General features: G+C 68.2%; 15 protein-coding genes. 11 read left to right on the forward strand and 4 right to left on the reverse strand.

What is annotated here, in order from left to right:
- Positions 1-5 precede the first annotated feature (5 nt).
- From PFX98_RS02360 to PFX98_RS02370, 3 genes are all read left to right on the forward strand, one after another.
- Entirely contained in the window at positions 6-779 is a 774-nt protein-coding gene (locus PFX98_RS02360) for a tetratricopeptide repeat protein (RefSeq protein ID WP_285233569.1), read from the forward strand.
- 247 nt (positions 780-1,026) lie between these two features.
- A complete protein-coding gene (locus PFX98_RS02365; RefSeq protein WP_285233570.1) occupies positions 1,027-1,446 on the forward strand; it encodes a hypothetical protein in 420 nt (139 codons plus the stop codon).
- A 179-nt stretch (positions 1,447-1,625) separates the two neighbouring features.
- Positions 1,626-1,973, forward strand: coding sequence for a hypothetical protein (locus PFX98_RS02370; protein ID WP_285233571.1), 348 nt, complete (start codon positions 1,626-1,628; stop codon positions 1,971-1,973).
- 5 nt (positions 1,974-1,978) lie between these two features.
- Here PFX98_RS02370 and PFX98_RS02375 read toward each other — a convergent pair whose 3' ends face one another.
- Positions 1,979-3,448, reverse strand: a complete 1,470-nt coding sequence (locus PFX98_RS02375; RefSeq protein WP_425334687.1) for a wax ester/triacylglycerol synthase family O-acyltransferase — start codon at positions 3,446-3,448, stop codon at positions 1,979-1,981.
- A gap of 55 nt (positions 3,449-3,503) precedes the next feature.
- On the opposite strand from PFX98_RS02375, the gene PFX98_RS02380 reads away from it, so the two are divergent.
- Positions 3,504-3,755 carry an acyl-CoA-binding protein gene (locus tag PFX98_RS02380; protein WP_285235520.1) on the forward strand — a complete coding sequence of 84 codons (252 nt, stop codon included), beginning with the start codon at positions 3,504-3,506 and terminating at the stop codon, positions 3,753-3,755.
- A 30-nt stretch (positions 3,756-3,785) separates the two neighbouring features.
- On the opposite strand, the gene PFX98_RS02385 is transcribed toward PFX98_RS02380, so the two are convergent.
- From PFX98_RS02385 to PFX98_RS02395, 3 genes are read right to left on the reverse strand one after another with little or no spacing between them, the layout of a single operon-like run.
- Positions 3,786-4,115: a polyhydroxyalkanoic acid system family protein gene (locus tag PFX98_RS02385; RefSeq protein WP_285233573.1), complete on the reverse strand. Its 330-nt coding sequence runs from the start codon at positions 4,113-4,115 to the stop codon at positions 3,786-3,788.
- Positions 4,090-5,187, reverse strand: a complete 1,098-nt coding sequence (locus PFX98_RS02390) for an aminopeptidase (RefSeq protein WP_425334655.1) — start codon at positions 5,185-5,187, stop codon at positions 4,090-4,092. The genes PFX98_RS02385 and PFX98_RS02390 overlap by 26 nt, the downstream gene beginning before the upstream one ends.
- Complete coding sequence (locus tag PFX98_RS02395) at positions 5,184-7,229, reverse strand: molybdopterin-containing oxidoreductase family protein (protein ID WP_285233574.1); 2,046 nt, start codon at positions 7,227-7,229, stop codon at positions 5,184-5,186. The genes PFX98_RS02390 and PFX98_RS02395 overlap by 4 nt, the downstream gene beginning before the upstream one ends.
- A 115-nt stretch (positions 7,230-7,344) precedes the next feature.
- Between PFX98_RS02395 and PFX98_RS02400 the strand changes: the two genes are divergently transcribed.
- The 7 genes from PFX98_RS02400 to gshA all read left to right on the forward strand — a co-directional run bounded on the left by PFX98_RS02400 (position 7,345) and on the right by gshA (position 14,704).
- The gene (locus tag PFX98_RS02400; protein ID WP_285233575.1) at positions 7,345-8,472 is read left to right on the forward strand and encodes an ABC transporter substrate-binding protein; all 1,128 of its coding nucleotides are present in this window, start codon (positions 7,345-7,347) and stop codon (positions 8,470-8,472) included.
- 78 nt (positions 8,473-8,550) lie between these two features.
- Entirely contained in the window at positions 8,551-9,747 is a 1,197-nt protein-coding gene (locus tag PFX98_RS02405) for a M20 aminoacylase family protein (RefSeq protein WP_285233576.1), read from the forward strand.
- Complete coding sequence (locus PFX98_RS02410) at positions 9,744-10,871, forward strand: M14 family metallopeptidase (protein WP_285233577.1); 1,128 nt, start codon at positions 9,744-9,746, stop codon at positions 10,869-10,871. Before PFX98_RS02405 ends, PFX98_RS02410 begins: the two co-directional genes overlap by 4 nt.
- Positions 10,868-11,425, forward strand: a complete 558-nt coding sequence (locus PFX98_RS02415; RefSeq protein WP_285233578.1) for a DUF1415 domain-containing protein — start codon at positions 10,868-10,870, stop codon at positions 11,423-11,425. Before PFX98_RS02410 ends, PFX98_RS02415 begins: the two co-directional genes overlap by 4 nt.
- A gap of 98 nt (positions 11,426-11,523) precedes the next feature.
- A complete protein-coding gene (locus PFX98_RS02420) occupies positions 11,524-12,093 on the forward strand; it encodes an isochorismatase family protein (RefSeq protein WP_285233579.1) in 570 nt (189 codons plus the stop codon).
- A 27-nt stretch (positions 12,094-12,120) separates the two neighbouring features.
- Positions 12,121-13,095, forward strand: a complete 975-nt coding sequence (locus tag PFX98_RS02425; protein WP_285233580.1) for a GlxA family transcriptional regulator — start codon at positions 12,121-12,123, stop codon at positions 13,093-13,095.
- Positions 13,096-13,240: 145 nt separating this feature from the next.
- Positions 13,241-14,704: a glutamate--cysteine ligase gene (gshA, locus tag PFX98_RS02430; RefSeq protein WP_285235522.1), complete on the forward strand. Its 1,464-nt coding sequence runs from the start codon at positions 13,241-13,243 to the stop codon at positions 14,702-14,704.
- The last annotated feature ends 1 nt before the right edge of the window (position 14,705 follow it).

Genomic DNA, 14,705 nt, shown 5'->3' on the forward strand with positions numbered 1-14,705 from the left:
GACCCATGGCCAAGTGGACTGCATTTCCCTACGACAACGCCGCCTTCATCTACGACGCGGCGTCGCTGAAGAAGCATTGGGCACGCCTGCATGCCGGCGATGCCGAGCCCTGGCCCAAGGACGCGGCCGTGGTGCAGGCCTGGATCCACTTCCACGCGGGCGAGTTCCAGAAGGCCTATGAGGCCGGCATTGCTGCGGAAGGTGCCGGCATCACCGTGGCCAACAAGGCCCAGGCCATCTATGCCAACTATCTGGAGAAGAAGGAAAAGACCAAGCTCGAGATGTTCCTGGAAGTGGCCGAGCGCGCCGACATCCAGCAGGGCACCGAGCCCAAGAACCCGAATGCCTATTACTGGCAGGCCTATGCCATCGGCCGCTATGGCCAGGGCATCAGCGTGGCCAAGGCGCTGGCGCAGGGCCTGGGCAGCAAGGTCAAGAACGCGCTGGAGAAGGCCATCGAGCTGCAACCCAAGCACGCCGACGCGCACATCGCCCTCGGCGCCTTCCATGCCGAGGTGATCGACAAGGTGGGCAAGCTGCTGGGTAGGACCCAGGGCGCCGATACCGCCACCGGCCTGAAGATGTTCGAGCAGGCCCTCAAGCTCAACCCGAGCAGCGCGATTGCGATGATCGAGCGCGCCAACGGCCTCATCATGCTGGAGGGCGACAAGCGCATGAAGCAGGCCGAGGCCCTCTATGCCGACGCCGCCGCCTGCACCCCCATGGATGCGATGGAATGCCTGGATGTGGAACTGGCGCGCGAGGAACTGGAGGACTGAGCGAGGGCCAGTCCCTAGTCTGAAGACCTCGGACGAGGGCAGCCCCGTAGCAATTGGCCGGGCGCGGCGCTAACCTTGATCACCCTCAAGCGCTTGTAACGCCATGCGACCCCTACCCGGGGCTGCTGGCCCACAGGGCACGCACAGCTCGATCGAGCCAGGCAGCAATCCCTGAGCCCCCTCGCTCTTTGCCGGCGCCCTGAGCGGCGCTTGCGGACCCACCCTCCAGCAGTATGGGGAGCCGCAAATGAAGCCCATCGTTCTCATGATCTTGCTGGCCGGCAGCGCCATGGCACAGACCGGCACAGGCAGCAGCACCAGTTCCGACGCCGCCATCGAGGCCAGGCAACGAGTCGATTGCGCGATCAGCAAGCACGCCGGCACCCGGCCCGATGCCCCCAGGCCGCGCGGCTATATGAATACCGAAGCCACCGACTACGACAACCCGAACTACGAATACTCGCCCTGCAGCGATGCCGAGTACAGCGAGTACAAGAGCATGTTCGACCCGGCCCGCATGTTGCGCGAAGCGCCGTCGGCCGCGGGCCGCAGCAGCCCCGCCCAGGAGCGCGCCCTGGTGATCCGCGAACTGCAGCGCGCGCGCCAGGCCGGCGAACTGAATTGGGCGGACCTGGAAATGGGCCTGCCCATGAAGACGCCGCTCTGAACTGCCGCAAGCAGGCGTTTGACGCAAGCGCATTAATTCACGTTTTCACCAGACTGATCTCGCGATCCACCCCCGCAGTCACGGATGGCAATCCGCTGGCTGCGGGGCTAAGCTACGCGCCATGTGCCGGGCCTCAATGCAACGGCATCCCGTTCACTCACCGCGAGACAAGGTTGAATATGAAGCGCACCCTGATTGCCCTGATCCTGGCTCCCCTGGCCGCTGCCTCCTGGGCCAGCAACCAGGAAGCCAACGCCCTGCGCGCCGAGTGCGCCGCCAAGTACAGCCCGGTGGCCGAGGCCACGGCGTCGAACGAGTACCAGTTCGTCTACAAGAAGGGTGACTATCGCGGCGAGAAGCACAACGGCAAGGTCGTGGGCTGCTCGGACTCGCAGTACAACACCTACCTGGCCAGCGCGGACCCGGCGCGCGTGATGTCGGCCAACCCGACCGCCGCCGGCCGCCCGAATATCAAGCCCAATATCAAGCCCAACCTGGCCGCCGAAGCGGCCAAGAACGGCAAGTAAGAAGCTCAGCCCTCCTCGCCCCAGGGCAGCATCAGGGCGAGGAGTAGCAGCTTGTTGAACTCGGGCGCAAAGCGCTCGATGATGGCCTCGGGATCGGGGCAGAGCTTGCTGTCGGTGATGAGGCCGAACTGCACATGGCCGGCATAGGTGAGGATGCTGACGCCCATGCCGATGTCGCCCGACTGCGGCACCCAGAACATCACCCGCTCCACCGTCGAGCCGCAGAACTTCAGCGCCTCGGCCGGGCCGGGCACATTGGTCATCACCGCGGTGGCCTTCTTGGCAAAGATGTTCAGCATCGCGTGCTGCACCGGCTTGATCAGCAGGCCGGCCACACTCAAGAGGCCGAAGGCCATGATGGGCTGGAAGCTGCCCTTCAGCTCCTGCATGCGCGTGCGCACCGCGTAGAGCCGCTCCACCGGATTCTCGATGCCGATCGGCAGCACCAGCGGCACCAGGCCGAAGCGGTTGCCCAGCTGATAGGCCTTCTCCAGCGGCCGCAGATTCACCGGCACCATGGCGCGGATCTCCTGCCCCGTCACATCGTCGCCCTTGTCGATCAGGTAGCGGCCGATCGCGCCCGCCACGCAGGACAAGAGCACATCGTTGATCGAGCAATTGAGCGCCTTGCCCACCGCCTTCACCGCGTCCAGCGGCAGGGCGTCGTCCCAGGCCACGCGCTTGTGCGTGCCGGGCTTGCCCTTGAGACGGGTGTGCGAGTCGTCGCTCATGAGCGCAAAGGCCGCCACATCGCTGACCGCCTGGTAGCCCATGCGGGCCGCATGCAGCGAGCTGTCGAGCGGATGCTCCTGCTGCATCACCATGTCCACCGACTTGGCCATGCCAGCGCCGGCCACGCCGATGGCCTTGATGGTCAGGTCGCTGATGGGCTTGAGCAGGGCGTCGGTGAGCCAGTCCTGGTCGTCGCGCGGCTGCTGCTTGCGCTTGGGCGGCGGCTTGCCGCCATCCGTGATCGAGAGCATGACGGCAATCAAGGCGATGCCGTCGGCGATGCAATGGTGGATGCGCGCGATCAGGGCGCTGCCGCCGTCCATGTCCTCGACCAGCTGGAACTGCCACAGCGGCCGGCGGTGATCCAGCGGCTCGGCCGCCAGCTCGCCCACGCGCTCCTGCAGCGCCGCCTGCCGTGTCTGCCCCTTGGCGGGCGTGAGGGTGGTGGTCAGCACATGCTGGCGGATGTCGAAGTCTTCGTCGTCCACCCATTGGGCGCCGAGCGTGTCTTCCACCACCTTCTGGCGGAAGCGGGTGTACTGCAGCAGGCGCTCCTCCACGCGCTGGCGCAGGGCTTCCAGCGTGATGCCGGGGCGGATGAACCACACGCCGACGATCATCATCAGATTCGCCTCGGTGTCCATGCGCAACCAGGCGGTGTCCACCTTGGACATGCGTTGTGCGGCCAGTGCCAATTTGTTCTCCTGTTGCTTCTTGCTTCTAGAGTTTGCGCACCAGACCATGCTGGTTAACATCCGCTGCGTCCATACCGATTGTCACCAGTACTGAGGAGCCATGATGAGCCTGAATGAGCAATTCGAAGCCGCTGTTGCAGCATCCAAACAACTGCCCGAGCGCCCCGACAACATGACCCTGCTGAAGCTCTACGCGCTCTACAAGCAAGGCAGCAGCGGCGACGTGGAGGGCTCCCGCCCCGGCTTCACCGACATGGTGGGCCGCGCCAAGTACGACGCCTGGGCCGCCCTCAAGGGCACCGCGGCCGACGAGGCCAAGCAGCAGTACATCGACCTGATCGAATCGCTGCAGTAAAGCCCCGCCGTGCGCGCCAGGCCGGCCTGCTCAGGCCGGCTTTTTCTTGCCCGCCGCCTTCTTGGCAGCGGCACTGGCCAGCAACTGGTCCAGCTCCTTCTGGATCTCGCCCTCGATGGTGGACTTGAAGGCGCCCAGCAGCAGGCCCAGCCTGGCATGCAGATCGAAATGATCGGCCGCCACGATCAGCTCGCCCTTCACGCCCGAGCGCGTGAACTCCACCGTGTCGCTGGTCTCGCCCTCCAGCACCGTGCATTCCATGTCGAACTTGTCCTCCACCTGCTCGGCCCAGGCCCAGGCAATTTCGCGCGCCTTCTTCAGGCCCAGGGCATGTTCACGGTGAATGCGGATGTCGGCCATCGGTGGCTCCTTGTTCTGACAATGCCTGCAACTCTAAGCGACGCTGCGGCTTGGGCAGCGCCGCCAGGCGTCGCACCTCGGCATAGAAGCGCGACCAGTCGCCGTCCAGCCGGGCATGCAGGCGCTCGAACTGCGGCGTGAGCTCGTTGTAGGCGCCCAGCACCGCCAGGCTGGCGTTGTTGGCGCGCGCATACCAGCCGTCGTAGCCCGCATAGCCGCCCCAGGCCTCGCGCTTGAGCTGCTCGTAGTCGGCGCGCAGCGCGGCGAACAGGGCCTGCTTGGCGGCGCGCTTGGCCGCGTCATCCTGCGCGCCGGCATAGAGCTGGGCCAGCCGCTCGCGGTAGCGCAGGTTCAGCGCCAGAAAGTCGCGCCGCCTTGCATCGCCCTGGCGATAGATCTGCAATGCCGCCGCCGAGCCCTGCTGGCGCAGCCAGGCCTCGGCGCCCAGGCGCTCCACCGCGCCGGCAAAGCTCTCGTTGAAGACCGTGTCGTCCTTGGCATAGGCCACCTGGTGCGCCAGCTCATGGAAGATCATGCGCGCCAGCTCGCCCTCGGCATAGGCGATGAAGGTGTTCAGCAGGGGGTCGCCGCCCAGCCAGCTGCTCCAGCCCAGGGTCGAATAGGCCGGCACGCCGTACACGCTGACCTCCAGGCCCTGCGCGCGCAGCGGCGCCGCAAAGGCCTCGGCCTCGGCCTGCTCGAAATAGCCGCGATAGCCCACGCAGCCCATGAGGGGAAAGCACCAGGTCTGCAGGTTGAGGCTGAACTCGGGCGTGGCCACCACGTTCCAGACCGCGGCGCTGCGGCCCAGCTCCGCATAGCGGCGGTAGCTGTTGTTGTCGGGCAGCTTGAGCTCGCGCACCGAGAACTCGCGCATGCGCTGGCTCAAGCGCAGGCGCTCGCGCAACGCGGGCTGGAGCTCGGGCTGGGCCAGCCATTCGTCCACCGGCCTGGCGGCATTGACCAGGCGCAGATGGCCCGCCACCGAATGGCTCAGATAGCCCAGCTCGGCGCAGCCGCTCAGCAGCGCCATCGCGGCCGCGGCGGCCAGCGCCAGCAGCCCCCGCCTCACGCGGCGGCCACCTCGACCAGGCAGTCGTAGAACACCGGGGCATGGCCCATATCGGTCAGGCCCTGGTGCGTCACCTCGTTGACATTGCTGCCGCCCGCACCCAGCTTGCGCCACCACACGCCCAGGCCGTTGACCACGCCGGGGCGTGCGCGCGCGCTCACCGCCAGCCGGCACAGATAGCTGCCGCGGTCGTTGAAGGCACGCACCATGGTGCCATCGGCCAGGCCGCGCGCCGCCGCGTCGTCGGCATGCATCTCCAGCAGCGGCTCGCCCTCGATGTCGCGCAGGCTCTTCACGTTCACGAAGCTGGAATTGAGGAAGTTGCGCGCCGGCGGCGAGATCATCGCCAGCGGATAGCGCGCCGCCAGCGCCGGTGCCGAGCGCGCACTCTCGTAGTTGGGCACGAAATCCGCCCCGCCGGCCTGGGCCCGGCCGTTGGGGGTCAAGAACTGACCCTCGGCGAAAGGCGCCTCGGCCAGCGGCAGGCTCCACCAGCCCTGGCTGCGCAAGGCCTCGAAGTCGACGCTGTCGCGGAAGGCCTGGCGCGCCAGCTGCTCATCGGTGTCGGCAAAGCAGGCGTCGCTGAAGCCCATGGCGGCGGCCAGCTCGCGGAAGATCTGGGTGTTGGACTTGGCCTCGCCCACCGGCGCGATCGCCGGCTCGTTGATCAGCACATCGGTATGGCCATAGCTGGTGTGCAGGTCCAGGTGCTCCAGCTGGGTGGTGGCGGGCAGCACATAGTCGGCCAGGTCGGCCGTATCGGTCATGAAATGCTCCAGCACCACGGTGAACAGGTCGGCGCGCTGGAAGCCCTGCACGACCTTGGGCGACTCGGGCGCCACCGCCACCGGGTTGCTGTTGTAGACGATCAGCGCCTCGACCTTGGGGCCGAACTCCGGCCCGGCCTCGCGCAGCAGCGCGTCGCCGATGGTGCTCATATTGATCAGCCGCGACGGCCGGCCGGCGCGCAGCTGGGGCAGCTCCAGCGCATCGACGTTCTTGTGCGGCGCGAACCAACCCGAGCTGGAGAGCAGCAGGCCGCCGGCGCGCTGGCGCCAGGCGCCGGTCAGGCAGGGCAGCAGCGCGATCAAGCGCACCGCATTGCCGCCGCCGCGCACGCGCTGCATGCCGTAGTTGAGGCGGATCGCGGCCGGCGCGATGGTGCCGTAGTCGCGCGCCAGCCCGCGCACCTCCGCGGCCGTGATGCCGCAGACCTCGGCCACCCGCTCGGGCGGCCATTGCAGGGCGCGCTCGCGCAACTCCTGCCAGCCGTCCACATGGCGGGCCAGGTAGTCGTGGTCCAGCCAGTCATGCGCGATCAGCTCGTGCATCAGGCCCAGCGCCAGCGCCCCGTCGGTGCCCGGCAGCAGGGCGATGTGCTGATGGCATTTGTCGGCCGTCTCGGTCTTGCGCGGATCGATGCAGATCAGCTTGGCGCCGGCGCGCTTGGCCTGGTTGGCAAAGGTCCAGAAGTGCAGATTGGAGGCGATCGAATTGCTGCCCCAGATCAGGATCAGCCGGCTCTCGGCGAAGAAGCGCAGATGCATGCCCACCTTGTGCCCATAGGTGGCCGCCAGCGCCGCGCCGCCGGCGGAGGCGCAGATGGTGCGCTCCAGCTGCGAGGCGCCCAGCTTGTTGAAGAAACGCGCCGCGATGCTTTCGCCCTGCAACAGGCCCATGGTGCCGGCATAGCTGTAGGGCAGGATGGCCTGCGGATCCGCGATGGCCTTGAGCCGCGCGGCGATGTCGCCCAGCGCCTCGGCCCAGCCGACGCGCACGAACCGCGGCGCCTCCTGCTTGCCGCTGACGCGCTTGAGCGGGTGCAGCACGCGCTCGGGGTGGTAGCTGCGCTCCGCGTAGCGCGAGACCTTGGTGCACAGCGCGCCATGGGTGGAGCCATGCTCGGCCTGGCCCTGCACCTTGGTGACGCGGCCGTCTTCCACGGTGATGCGCAAGGCACAGGTATCGGGGCAATCGTGCGGGCAGGCGCCCTTGACGACGCCGCTCTGTGGCAAGGGGGTGACAGCGATGACGGAATTCATCCGCGAACTATTGCACAGTGCCGGCCCGCATGCCTTGCGACACCCCAACAGCCGGGCGCGCCCCAGGGATCTGCGGCTACCCTTGCCCGCTCCAAGCACCCACCCGGAGCACTTCTTGCATCGACGCCATTGCCTCACCGGTCTGGCCGCCCTGGCCGTATTGGGCAGCCCTGCCTGCTTACGCGCGCAAGAGCGCCGCCGCATCGTGCTGGGCCAGTCGGCCCCGCTGACGGGCGCCGCCGCCCAGTTGGGCCTGCAGATGCAGGCCGGCGCCAGGCTGCAGTTCGACGCCATCAACGCGGCGGGCGGCATCAACGGCATGGCCGTCGAGCTCAAGACCCTGGACGATGGCTACGAGCCCGAGCGCTGCAAGGCCAATACCGAGAAGTTCATCGAGGAGGAGGTGTTTGCGCTGTTCGGCTATGTGGGCACGCCCACCGCGCTGGCGGCCCTGCCGCTGGTGAACCAGCACAAGATCCCGTTCTTCGCCCCGCTCTCCGGCGCCGAGGCCCTGCGCGAGCCGGCCAGCCGCTGGGTGTTCCATTTGCGCGCCTCCTACTTCGACGAGACCGCGCTGATCGTCAGGCAGTTCATCCAGCTGGGCATGAACAAGCTGGCGGTGTTCCACCAGAACGACGCCTATGGCCGCGCCGGGCTGGAGGGGGTGCAGCGTGCGCTCAAGGGTCATGCCTTGTTGCCGGTGGGCATCGCCACGGTGGAACGCAACAGCGTGGACGTGGCCAAGGCAGCGCGCGAGCTGGCCGCCACCGAGCCCGAGGCCATCGTGCTGGTGAGCGCCTACAAGAGCTGCGCCGCCTTCATCCGCGAGGCCCGCAGGGCCGGCTTCGGCGGCCTGTTCTACAACGTCTCCTTCGTCGGCACCCAAGCGCTCTCGGATGAGCTGGGCAAGGACGCCGCCGGCGTGGTGGTGAGCCAGGTCGTGCCCTACCCCTTCGGCCCGGCCACCGGCCTGGTGGCCGAGTACCAGGCCGCGGTGCAGCGCGCCGGCGGCGGCCTGCGCCCCAACTACACCGGCATGGAGGGCTACCTGGCCGCGAAGGTGATGTGCGAGGGCCTGCGCCGCATGGGCCGGCTGAGCCGCGACAGCCTGGTGGCGGCGCTGGAGGGCCTGCAAAATTACAACCCGGGCGGCTTCACGCTGAAGTTCGCGCCGGGCAAGCATGTGGCCTCGAATTTCGTCGAGCTCTCCATGCTCACCGGCGACGGCAAGGTCAAGCGCTGAGCGGTAAACTCGTTCGCACCAGGCGCGCCCAGCCCATGCAAGCATGGCTGGCGCGCCGACCCATTTGGAGTGCCCGCCATGAAGCTCATCGACCCCATCCTGGCTGACGCGCCGGCCATCGTCAAACTGCGACGAGACATCCATGCCCATCCCGAACTCTGCTTCAAGGAAGAGCGCACCTCGGACCTGATCGCCAACACGCTCACCGCGTGGGGCATCCCGGTGCATCGCGGCCTGGGCAAGACCGGCGTGGTGGGCATCGTCAAGAACGGCACGAGCACACGCGCCGTGGGCCTGCGCGCCGACATCGACGCCCTGCCCATGACCGAGCACAACCAGTTCGAGCATGCCAGCGTCTACCACGGCAAGATGCACGCCTGCGGCCATGACGGCCATACCGCGATGCTGCTGGCCGCCGCCAAGCACCTGGCCAGCCACCGCAACTTCGACGGCACCGTCTACCTGGTGTTCCAGCCCGCCGAGGAAGGCGGCGGCGGTGCGCGCGAGATGATCAAGGACGGCCTGTTTGAGAAGTTCCCGATGGAGGCCATGTTCGGCGCGCACAACTGGCCGGGCATGGCGGCCGGCCAGTTCGCCATCAAGTCGGGCCCGGTGTTCGCCTCCAGCAACGAGTTCAAGATCACCATCCGCGGCAAGGGCGGCCATGGCGCGATGCCGCACCTGGGCGTGGACCCGGTGCCGGTGGCCTGCCAGATGGTGCAGGGCTTCCAGACCATCATCACGCGCAACAAGCGGCCCATCGATGCGGGCGTGATCTCGGTGACCATGATCCATGCCGGCGAGGCCACAAATGTGATCCCCGACAGCTGCGAGATCCAGGGCACGGTGCGCACCTTCACGCTGGAGGTGCTGGACCTGATCGAGCAGCGCATGCAGCAGGTGGCGCGCGCCATCGGCGAGGCCTTCGAGACCCAGGTGGAGTTCGAGTTCAAGCGCAACTACCCGCCCACCATCAACCACCCCAAGGAAACCGCCTTCGCCCGCGGCGTGCTGGAAGATCTTGTGGGCGCTGAGAATGTGCAGGAGTTCGAGCCCACCATGGGCGCCGAGGACTTCAGCTACTACCTGCTGGAAAAGCCCGGCTGCTATTTCCTGATCGGCAACGGCGACGGCAAGCACCGCATCGGCGGCCATGGCCTGGGCCCCTGCATGCTGCACAACCCCAGCTACGACTTCAATGACGAGCTGATCCCGCTGGGCGGCAGCCTGTGGGTGCGCATGGCCGAGGCCTGGCTCAACAGCCCGAGGCCATGAGCGCCGCCGCCCGCTCTTCTTCCTCGTGCTTCGCGCAGAGCTACGCCGAGGCGCGCGACAAGTTCCTGGCCGCCGTCGACGCCGCGGGGCTCGACAACGAGGCCCATCTGCACCCCCTGCTGGGCCGCGATGGCGAACGCCTGGCGATGGACGTGGTGCTGCAGGGCCCGGCCGACGCAGCCGGCCTGTTGATCATCAGCAGCGCCTGCCATGGCGTGGAGGGCTTTTGCGGCTCCGGCGTGCAAGTGGCCCTGCTGCAGGATGATGGCTGGCGCGCCGCGGTGGCGGCCAGCGGCCTGGCGGTGCTCTACATCCACGCGCTCAACCCGCATGGCTTCTCCTGGTGGCGCCGCGTCACCCAGGAGGGCGTGGACCTGAACCGCAATTTCCACGATTTCCACGCCCCCCTGCCGGCCAACCCCGGCTATGACGAGCTGGCCGGCTTCCTGGTGCCGCCGCATTGGCCGCCCACCGCCGAGGACGAGCGCCATCTGAGGGCCTATGCCGAGCGCCACGGCGAGCGCGCCCTGCAGGCCGCCATCACCGGCGGCCAGTACGCGCATGAGCTGGGCCTGTTCTATGGCGGCCGCGCGCCCACCTGGAGCCACCAGACCCTGCGCCATGTGCTGCAGGCCCATGGCCAGCGCTGCGCGCGCCTGGCCTGGATCGATCTGCACACCGGCCTGGGCCCCAGCGGCCATGGCGAGCGCATCTTTGCTGGCCACGACGACCCGGCCGCCTTGGCGCGCGCGCGCGCCTGGTGGGGCCCCGAGGTCACCGCCATCACCGAGGGCAGCTCCAGTTCGGCGCCGCTGCAGGGTCTGATGTGGAATGCCGCCCTCGAGGAATGCCCGCAGGCCAGCTACACCGGCATCGCGCTGGAATACGGCACCCTGCCGCTGGAGGCGATGATCTTGGCGCTGCGCGCCGATCATTGGCTGGAGGCCCATCCGGAGGCCGCGCCGGCCCAGGCGCAGGCCATCAAGCGCCAGATCCGCGACGCCTTCTATGTCGACGAGGAGGGTTGGAAGGCCAGCATCCTCGCCCAGGCCTTCGATGCCGCACACCAGGCCCTGCAAGGGCTGGCCAACACCTCGGCCCTGCAAGGCCGCAGCAAGACATGACCCCAGACGAACTCCAGACCATCCAGCAAGAGACCCAGTACTGGCTGGAGAAGGCCGTGATCGGCCTCAACCTCTGCCCCTTCGCCAAGAGCGTGCATGTCAACCAGCGGCTGCGCTATGTGGTGAGCGAGGCGGCCACGCCCGAAGAGCTGCTCAAGGAGCTGGCGCGCGAACTGCTGGCGCTGCGCCGCGCCGATCCGGACGAGATCGAGACCACGCTGCTGATCCACCCCAAGGTGCTGACCGACTTCCTGGACTTCAACGACTTCCTGGGTGCCGCGGACGCGCTGGTGGAAGACCTGGAGCTGGACGGCGAACTGCAGATCGCCAGCTTCCATCCCGACTACCAGTTCGCCGGCACCGCGCCCGAGGACATCAGCAACTACAGCAACCGCTCGCCCTACCCGACCCTGCACCTCTTGCGCGAGAGCAGCATCGAGCGCGCCGTCGCCACCATGGCCGACACCGACGCGATCTACGAGGCCAACCTCGAGACCCTCGACAAGCTCGGCATCGAGGGCTGGAAGGCGCTCGGGCTGAAGACCCGGGAGTGATGTCCTGATTTGATCGATGCCGGTCCGCAAGCGGCGCGACGGCACGGCCCGCGCCGGGCACAGTGGAGGCCTCTTCAACACGAACCGAGGCCCACGCCATGAAAACCGCATTGCTCGTCATCGACGTCCAGGAATCCTTCCGCCTGCGCCCCTACTGGAGCGAGCAGGACCTGCCCGACTTCCTCGCCCGCAGCAATGCGCTGATCGCGGGCGCCGAGCAGCTCGGCCTGCCCATCGTGCGGGTGTTCCACAGCGAGGGCCCGGAAACGCCGGACAACCCCTTCTCGAAGGTGTCGGGCCAGGTGCGTCCGCTGGCCGGCCTGCGCGACTATGTGCCCGCCTTCGAGGTCGTGAAGCAGCGCCACAGCGCCCTGGCCGGCACCGGCCTGGGCATCTGGCTGCGCCAGCAGGGCATCCAGCGCCTCATCGTCAGCGGCATTCGCACCGAGCAATGCTGCGAGACCACCACCCGCAACGCCAGCGACGAAGGCTGGCTGGTGGACTACGTGACCGAGGCCACGCTGACCTTTGCCATGCGCCACGCCAGCGGTGTCACACTCTCGCCCGCCGAACTCAAGCTGCGCACCGAGACCGTGCTGCAGGACCGTTTCGCGCAGGTCTGCACGGTCGAGCAGGCGCTTGATCGGGCCGCCACCGCAAGGCTGTGAGCGCGCCCTTGGGGCGATACTCGGGCCATGTCTCAAATTGATGTCGTGATGCTGGTCGAGCCGCGCTCGCTGCTGCTGGACCTGGCCGGGCCGGCGGAAGCCTTCCGGCTCGCCAACCAGGCCCTGCAGCGGCGCGGCGAGGCGCCCGCCTTCCGGCTGCGCTTTGTCGCGGCGCAGCCGAGCTGCAGCAGCTCGGTGGGCCTGCAGCTGGGCGGCCTGGAGCCCCTGCCCGACACGCTGCCGCCCGATGCCTGGCTGATGCTGGTGGGCTGCCGCCATGCCCAGCCCGGCGAAGCGCCCCCCGGCAGCGCCGAGCTGGCCGACCAGCTGCGCACCCAGAACTGGCTGCATGCGCGCGGCCAGGCCTTGCTGAGCCGCCCCGCGGGCCGGCTGCTGAGCATCTGCTCGGGCGCCCTGCTGGCGGCGCGTGCGGGGCTGCTGGAGGGGCGCCGCTGCACCACCCATCACGAGCTGCTGGACGAGCTGCGCCGCCAGGCGCCGCGCAGCGAGGTGGTGGACAACCGCGTCTTCGTGATCGACGGCCAGGTGGCCTGCAGCGCCGGCATCACCGCCGGCATCGACCTCTGCCTGCACCTGATCGCCCAGCATTGCGGCGACGCCATCGGTGCCGCGGTGGCCCAGACCATGGTGGTCTATTTGCGCCGCAGCCCGCAGGACCCCGAGCTCTCGCCGCTGCTGGCGCACCGCAACCATCTGCACCCGGCCCTGCACCGCACCCAGGACGCCGTCTGCGCCGATCCGGCGCGCGACTGGAGCCTGGAGCGCATGGCCGAGGTGGCCCATGTGACCCCGCGCCACCTGAACCGGCTGTTCGCGGCCCACACCCACACCACGCCGCTGGCCTATCTGCAGGCGATCCGCATGGAACGCGCCCGGCGCGCCCAGGCGCGCGGCGCCTCGCTGCAGCAGGCGGCGCTGGAGGCCGGCTTCAGCTCCGACCAGCAGTTGCGGCGCACCCGCCGTAAGCTCGAATTGCGCTAACACAGAAGCCACTAACCTGTGGCAAGCGGAGTTCATGCACATCTGTTAACTTGCTCGCCCAGAACAACGAGACCTGCCCGAGGAGCACCGAGTGAACAATTGGCTGCAGCGCCTGGAAGCGCTAGACCCCGACCGACTGCAAGCCATGCGTCGCGGCGTGGAGAAGGAAAGCCTGCGTGCCAATGCGGACGGCTCGCTGGCCCTGACCCCGCACCCCGCGGCGCTGGGCTCTGCGCTCAAGCACCCGCACATCACCACCGACTTCAGCGAATCGCAGCTGGAGCTGATCACCGGCGTGCATGCCTCGGCCGAGCAATGCCTGGCCGAGCTGACCGAGATCCACCAGGCGGTGGTGCACAGCCTGGGCGGCGAGATGATGTGGGCGTCCAGCATGCCCTGCTACCTGCCGGCCGACGAGACCATCCCGATCGGCAACTACGGCTCCTCCAATATCGGCCGCGCCAAGAGCGTCTACCGCATGGGCCTGGGCCATCGCTACGGCCGGCGCATGCAGACGATCTCGGGCATCCATTACAACTGGTCGATGCCGGGCATCTCGAGCGAGCAGTATTTCGACCTGATCCGCAACTTCCGCCGCCACAGCTTCCTGCTGCTGGTGCTGTTCGGCGCCTCGCCGGCGCTGTGTTCGAGCTTTGTCGAGGGCCGGCCGCACGAGCTGCAGGAAATGGGCGCGGGCACGCTCTACCAGCCCCATGCCACCTCACTGCGCATGGGCCGGCTGGGCTACCAGAGCGACGCGCAATCGCAGCTGGCCGTCAGCTACAACAGCCTGGAGGGCTATGCGCACTCGCTGCAGGGCGCGCTGACCCAGGCCTATCCGGCCTACGAGGCGATCGGCGTGCGCAACCCGGGTGGCGAGTACAACCAGCTCTCCACCAGCCTGCTGCAGATCGAGAACGAGTTCTACGGCACCATCCGCCCCAAGCGCGTCATCCAGAGCGGCGAGCGCCCCCTGCATGCGCTGCGCGAGCGCGGCGTCGAGTATGTGGAAGTGCGCTGCATGGACCTCGACCCCTTCGAGCCGGTCGGCATCAATGCCGACACCATGCGCTTCATCGACATCTTCCTCTTGCACTGCCTGCTGGCCGACAGCCCGCCCGACACCCCCGCGGAGATCGCCGCGCTGGCCCGCAACCAGCAGCGCGTGGCCCATGCCGGCCGCGAACCCGGCCAGGCGCTGGAGCGCGGCGGCGAGCGCATCACGGTGCAGGCCTGGGGCCAGGAACTGCTGGAGGCCTTCGGCCCCATCGCCGCCAAGCTCGACCAGGCCCTGGGCGGCGAGGCCTACCGCGGCGCGCTCGACCGCGCCCGCGCCAGCTTCAGCGACTTCGACAGCCTGCCCTCGGCGCGCGTGCTGCAAAACATCCGCAGCGAGCATGAGTGCTCGCATGTGAGCTTTGTGCGCGAGCACTCGCTGCACATCAAGGCCGGCCTGCTGGCCCTGCCCATCAGCCAGCAACGCCTGGCCGACTATGCGCGCGTGGCCGAGGCCTCGCGCGCCGAGCAGCAGGCGCTGGAGCGTGCCGAGCACGAGCCCTTCGAGGCCTTCCGGCAGCGCTATCTGGCCTCGGATCAATTGCTGGCCTGAA

The sequence above is a fragment of the Paucibacter sediminis genome (assembly GCF_030254645.1).
GTDB classification, from domain to species: Bacteria; Pseudomonadota; Gammaproteobacteria; order Burkholderiales; family Burkholderiaceae_C; genus Paucibacter_B; species Paucibacter_B sediminis.

Bases quoted from the DNA above. Each gene is read 5' to 3' on its own strand.
- PFX98_RS02360 (WP_285233569.1), top strand. From the start codon at position 6: ATGGCCAAGTGGACTGCATTTCCCTACGACAACGCCGCCTTCATCTAC.
- PFX98_RS02365 (WP_285233570.1), top strand. From the start codon at position 1,027: ATGAAGCCCATCGTTCTCATGATCTTGCTGGCCGGCAGCGCCATGGCA.
- PFX98_RS02370 (WP_285233571.1), top strand. From the start codon at position 1,626: ATGAAGCGCACCCTGATTGCCCTGATCCTGGCTCCCCTGGCCGCTGCC.
- PFX98_RS02375 (WP_425334687.1), bottom strand. From the start codon at position 3,448: ATGGTCTGGTGCGCAAACTCTAGAAGCAAGAAGCAACAGGAGAACAAA.
- PFX98_RS02380 (WP_285235520.1), top strand. From the start codon at position 3,504: ATGAGCCTGAATGAGCAATTCGAAGCCGCTGTTGCAGCATCCAAACAA.
- PFX98_RS02385 (WP_285233573.1), bottom strand. From the start codon at position 4,115: ATGGCCGACATCCGCATTCACCGTGAACATGCCCTGGGCCTGAAGAAG.
- PFX98_RS02395 (WP_285233574.1), bottom strand. From the start codon at position 7,229: ATGAATTCCGTCATCGCTGTCACCCCCTTGCCACAGAGCGGCGTCGTC.
- PFX98_RS02405 (WP_285233576.1), top strand. From the start codon at position 8,551: ATGAAGCTCATCGACCCCATCCTGGCTGACGCGCCGGCCATCGTCAAA.
- PFX98_RS02410 (WP_285233577.1), top strand. From the start codon at position 9,744: ATGAGCGCCGCCGCCCGCTCTTCTTCCTCGTGCTTCGCGCAGAGCTAC.
- PFX98_RS02415 (WP_285233578.1), top strand. From the start codon at position 10,868: ATGACCCCAGACGAACTCCAGACCATCCAGCAAGAGACCCAGTACTGG.
- PFX98_RS02420 (WP_285233579.1), top strand. From the start codon at position 11,524: ATGAAAACCGCATTGCTCGTCATCGACGTCCAGGAATCCTTCCGCCTG.
- PFX98_RS02425 (WP_285233580.1), top strand. From the start codon at position 12,121: ATGTCTCAAATTGATGTCGTGATGCTGGTCGAGCCGCGCTCGCTGCTG.
- gshA (WP_285235522.1), top strand. From the start codon at position 13,241: ATGCGTCGCGGCGTGGAGAAGGAAAGCCTGCGTGCCAATGCGGACGGC.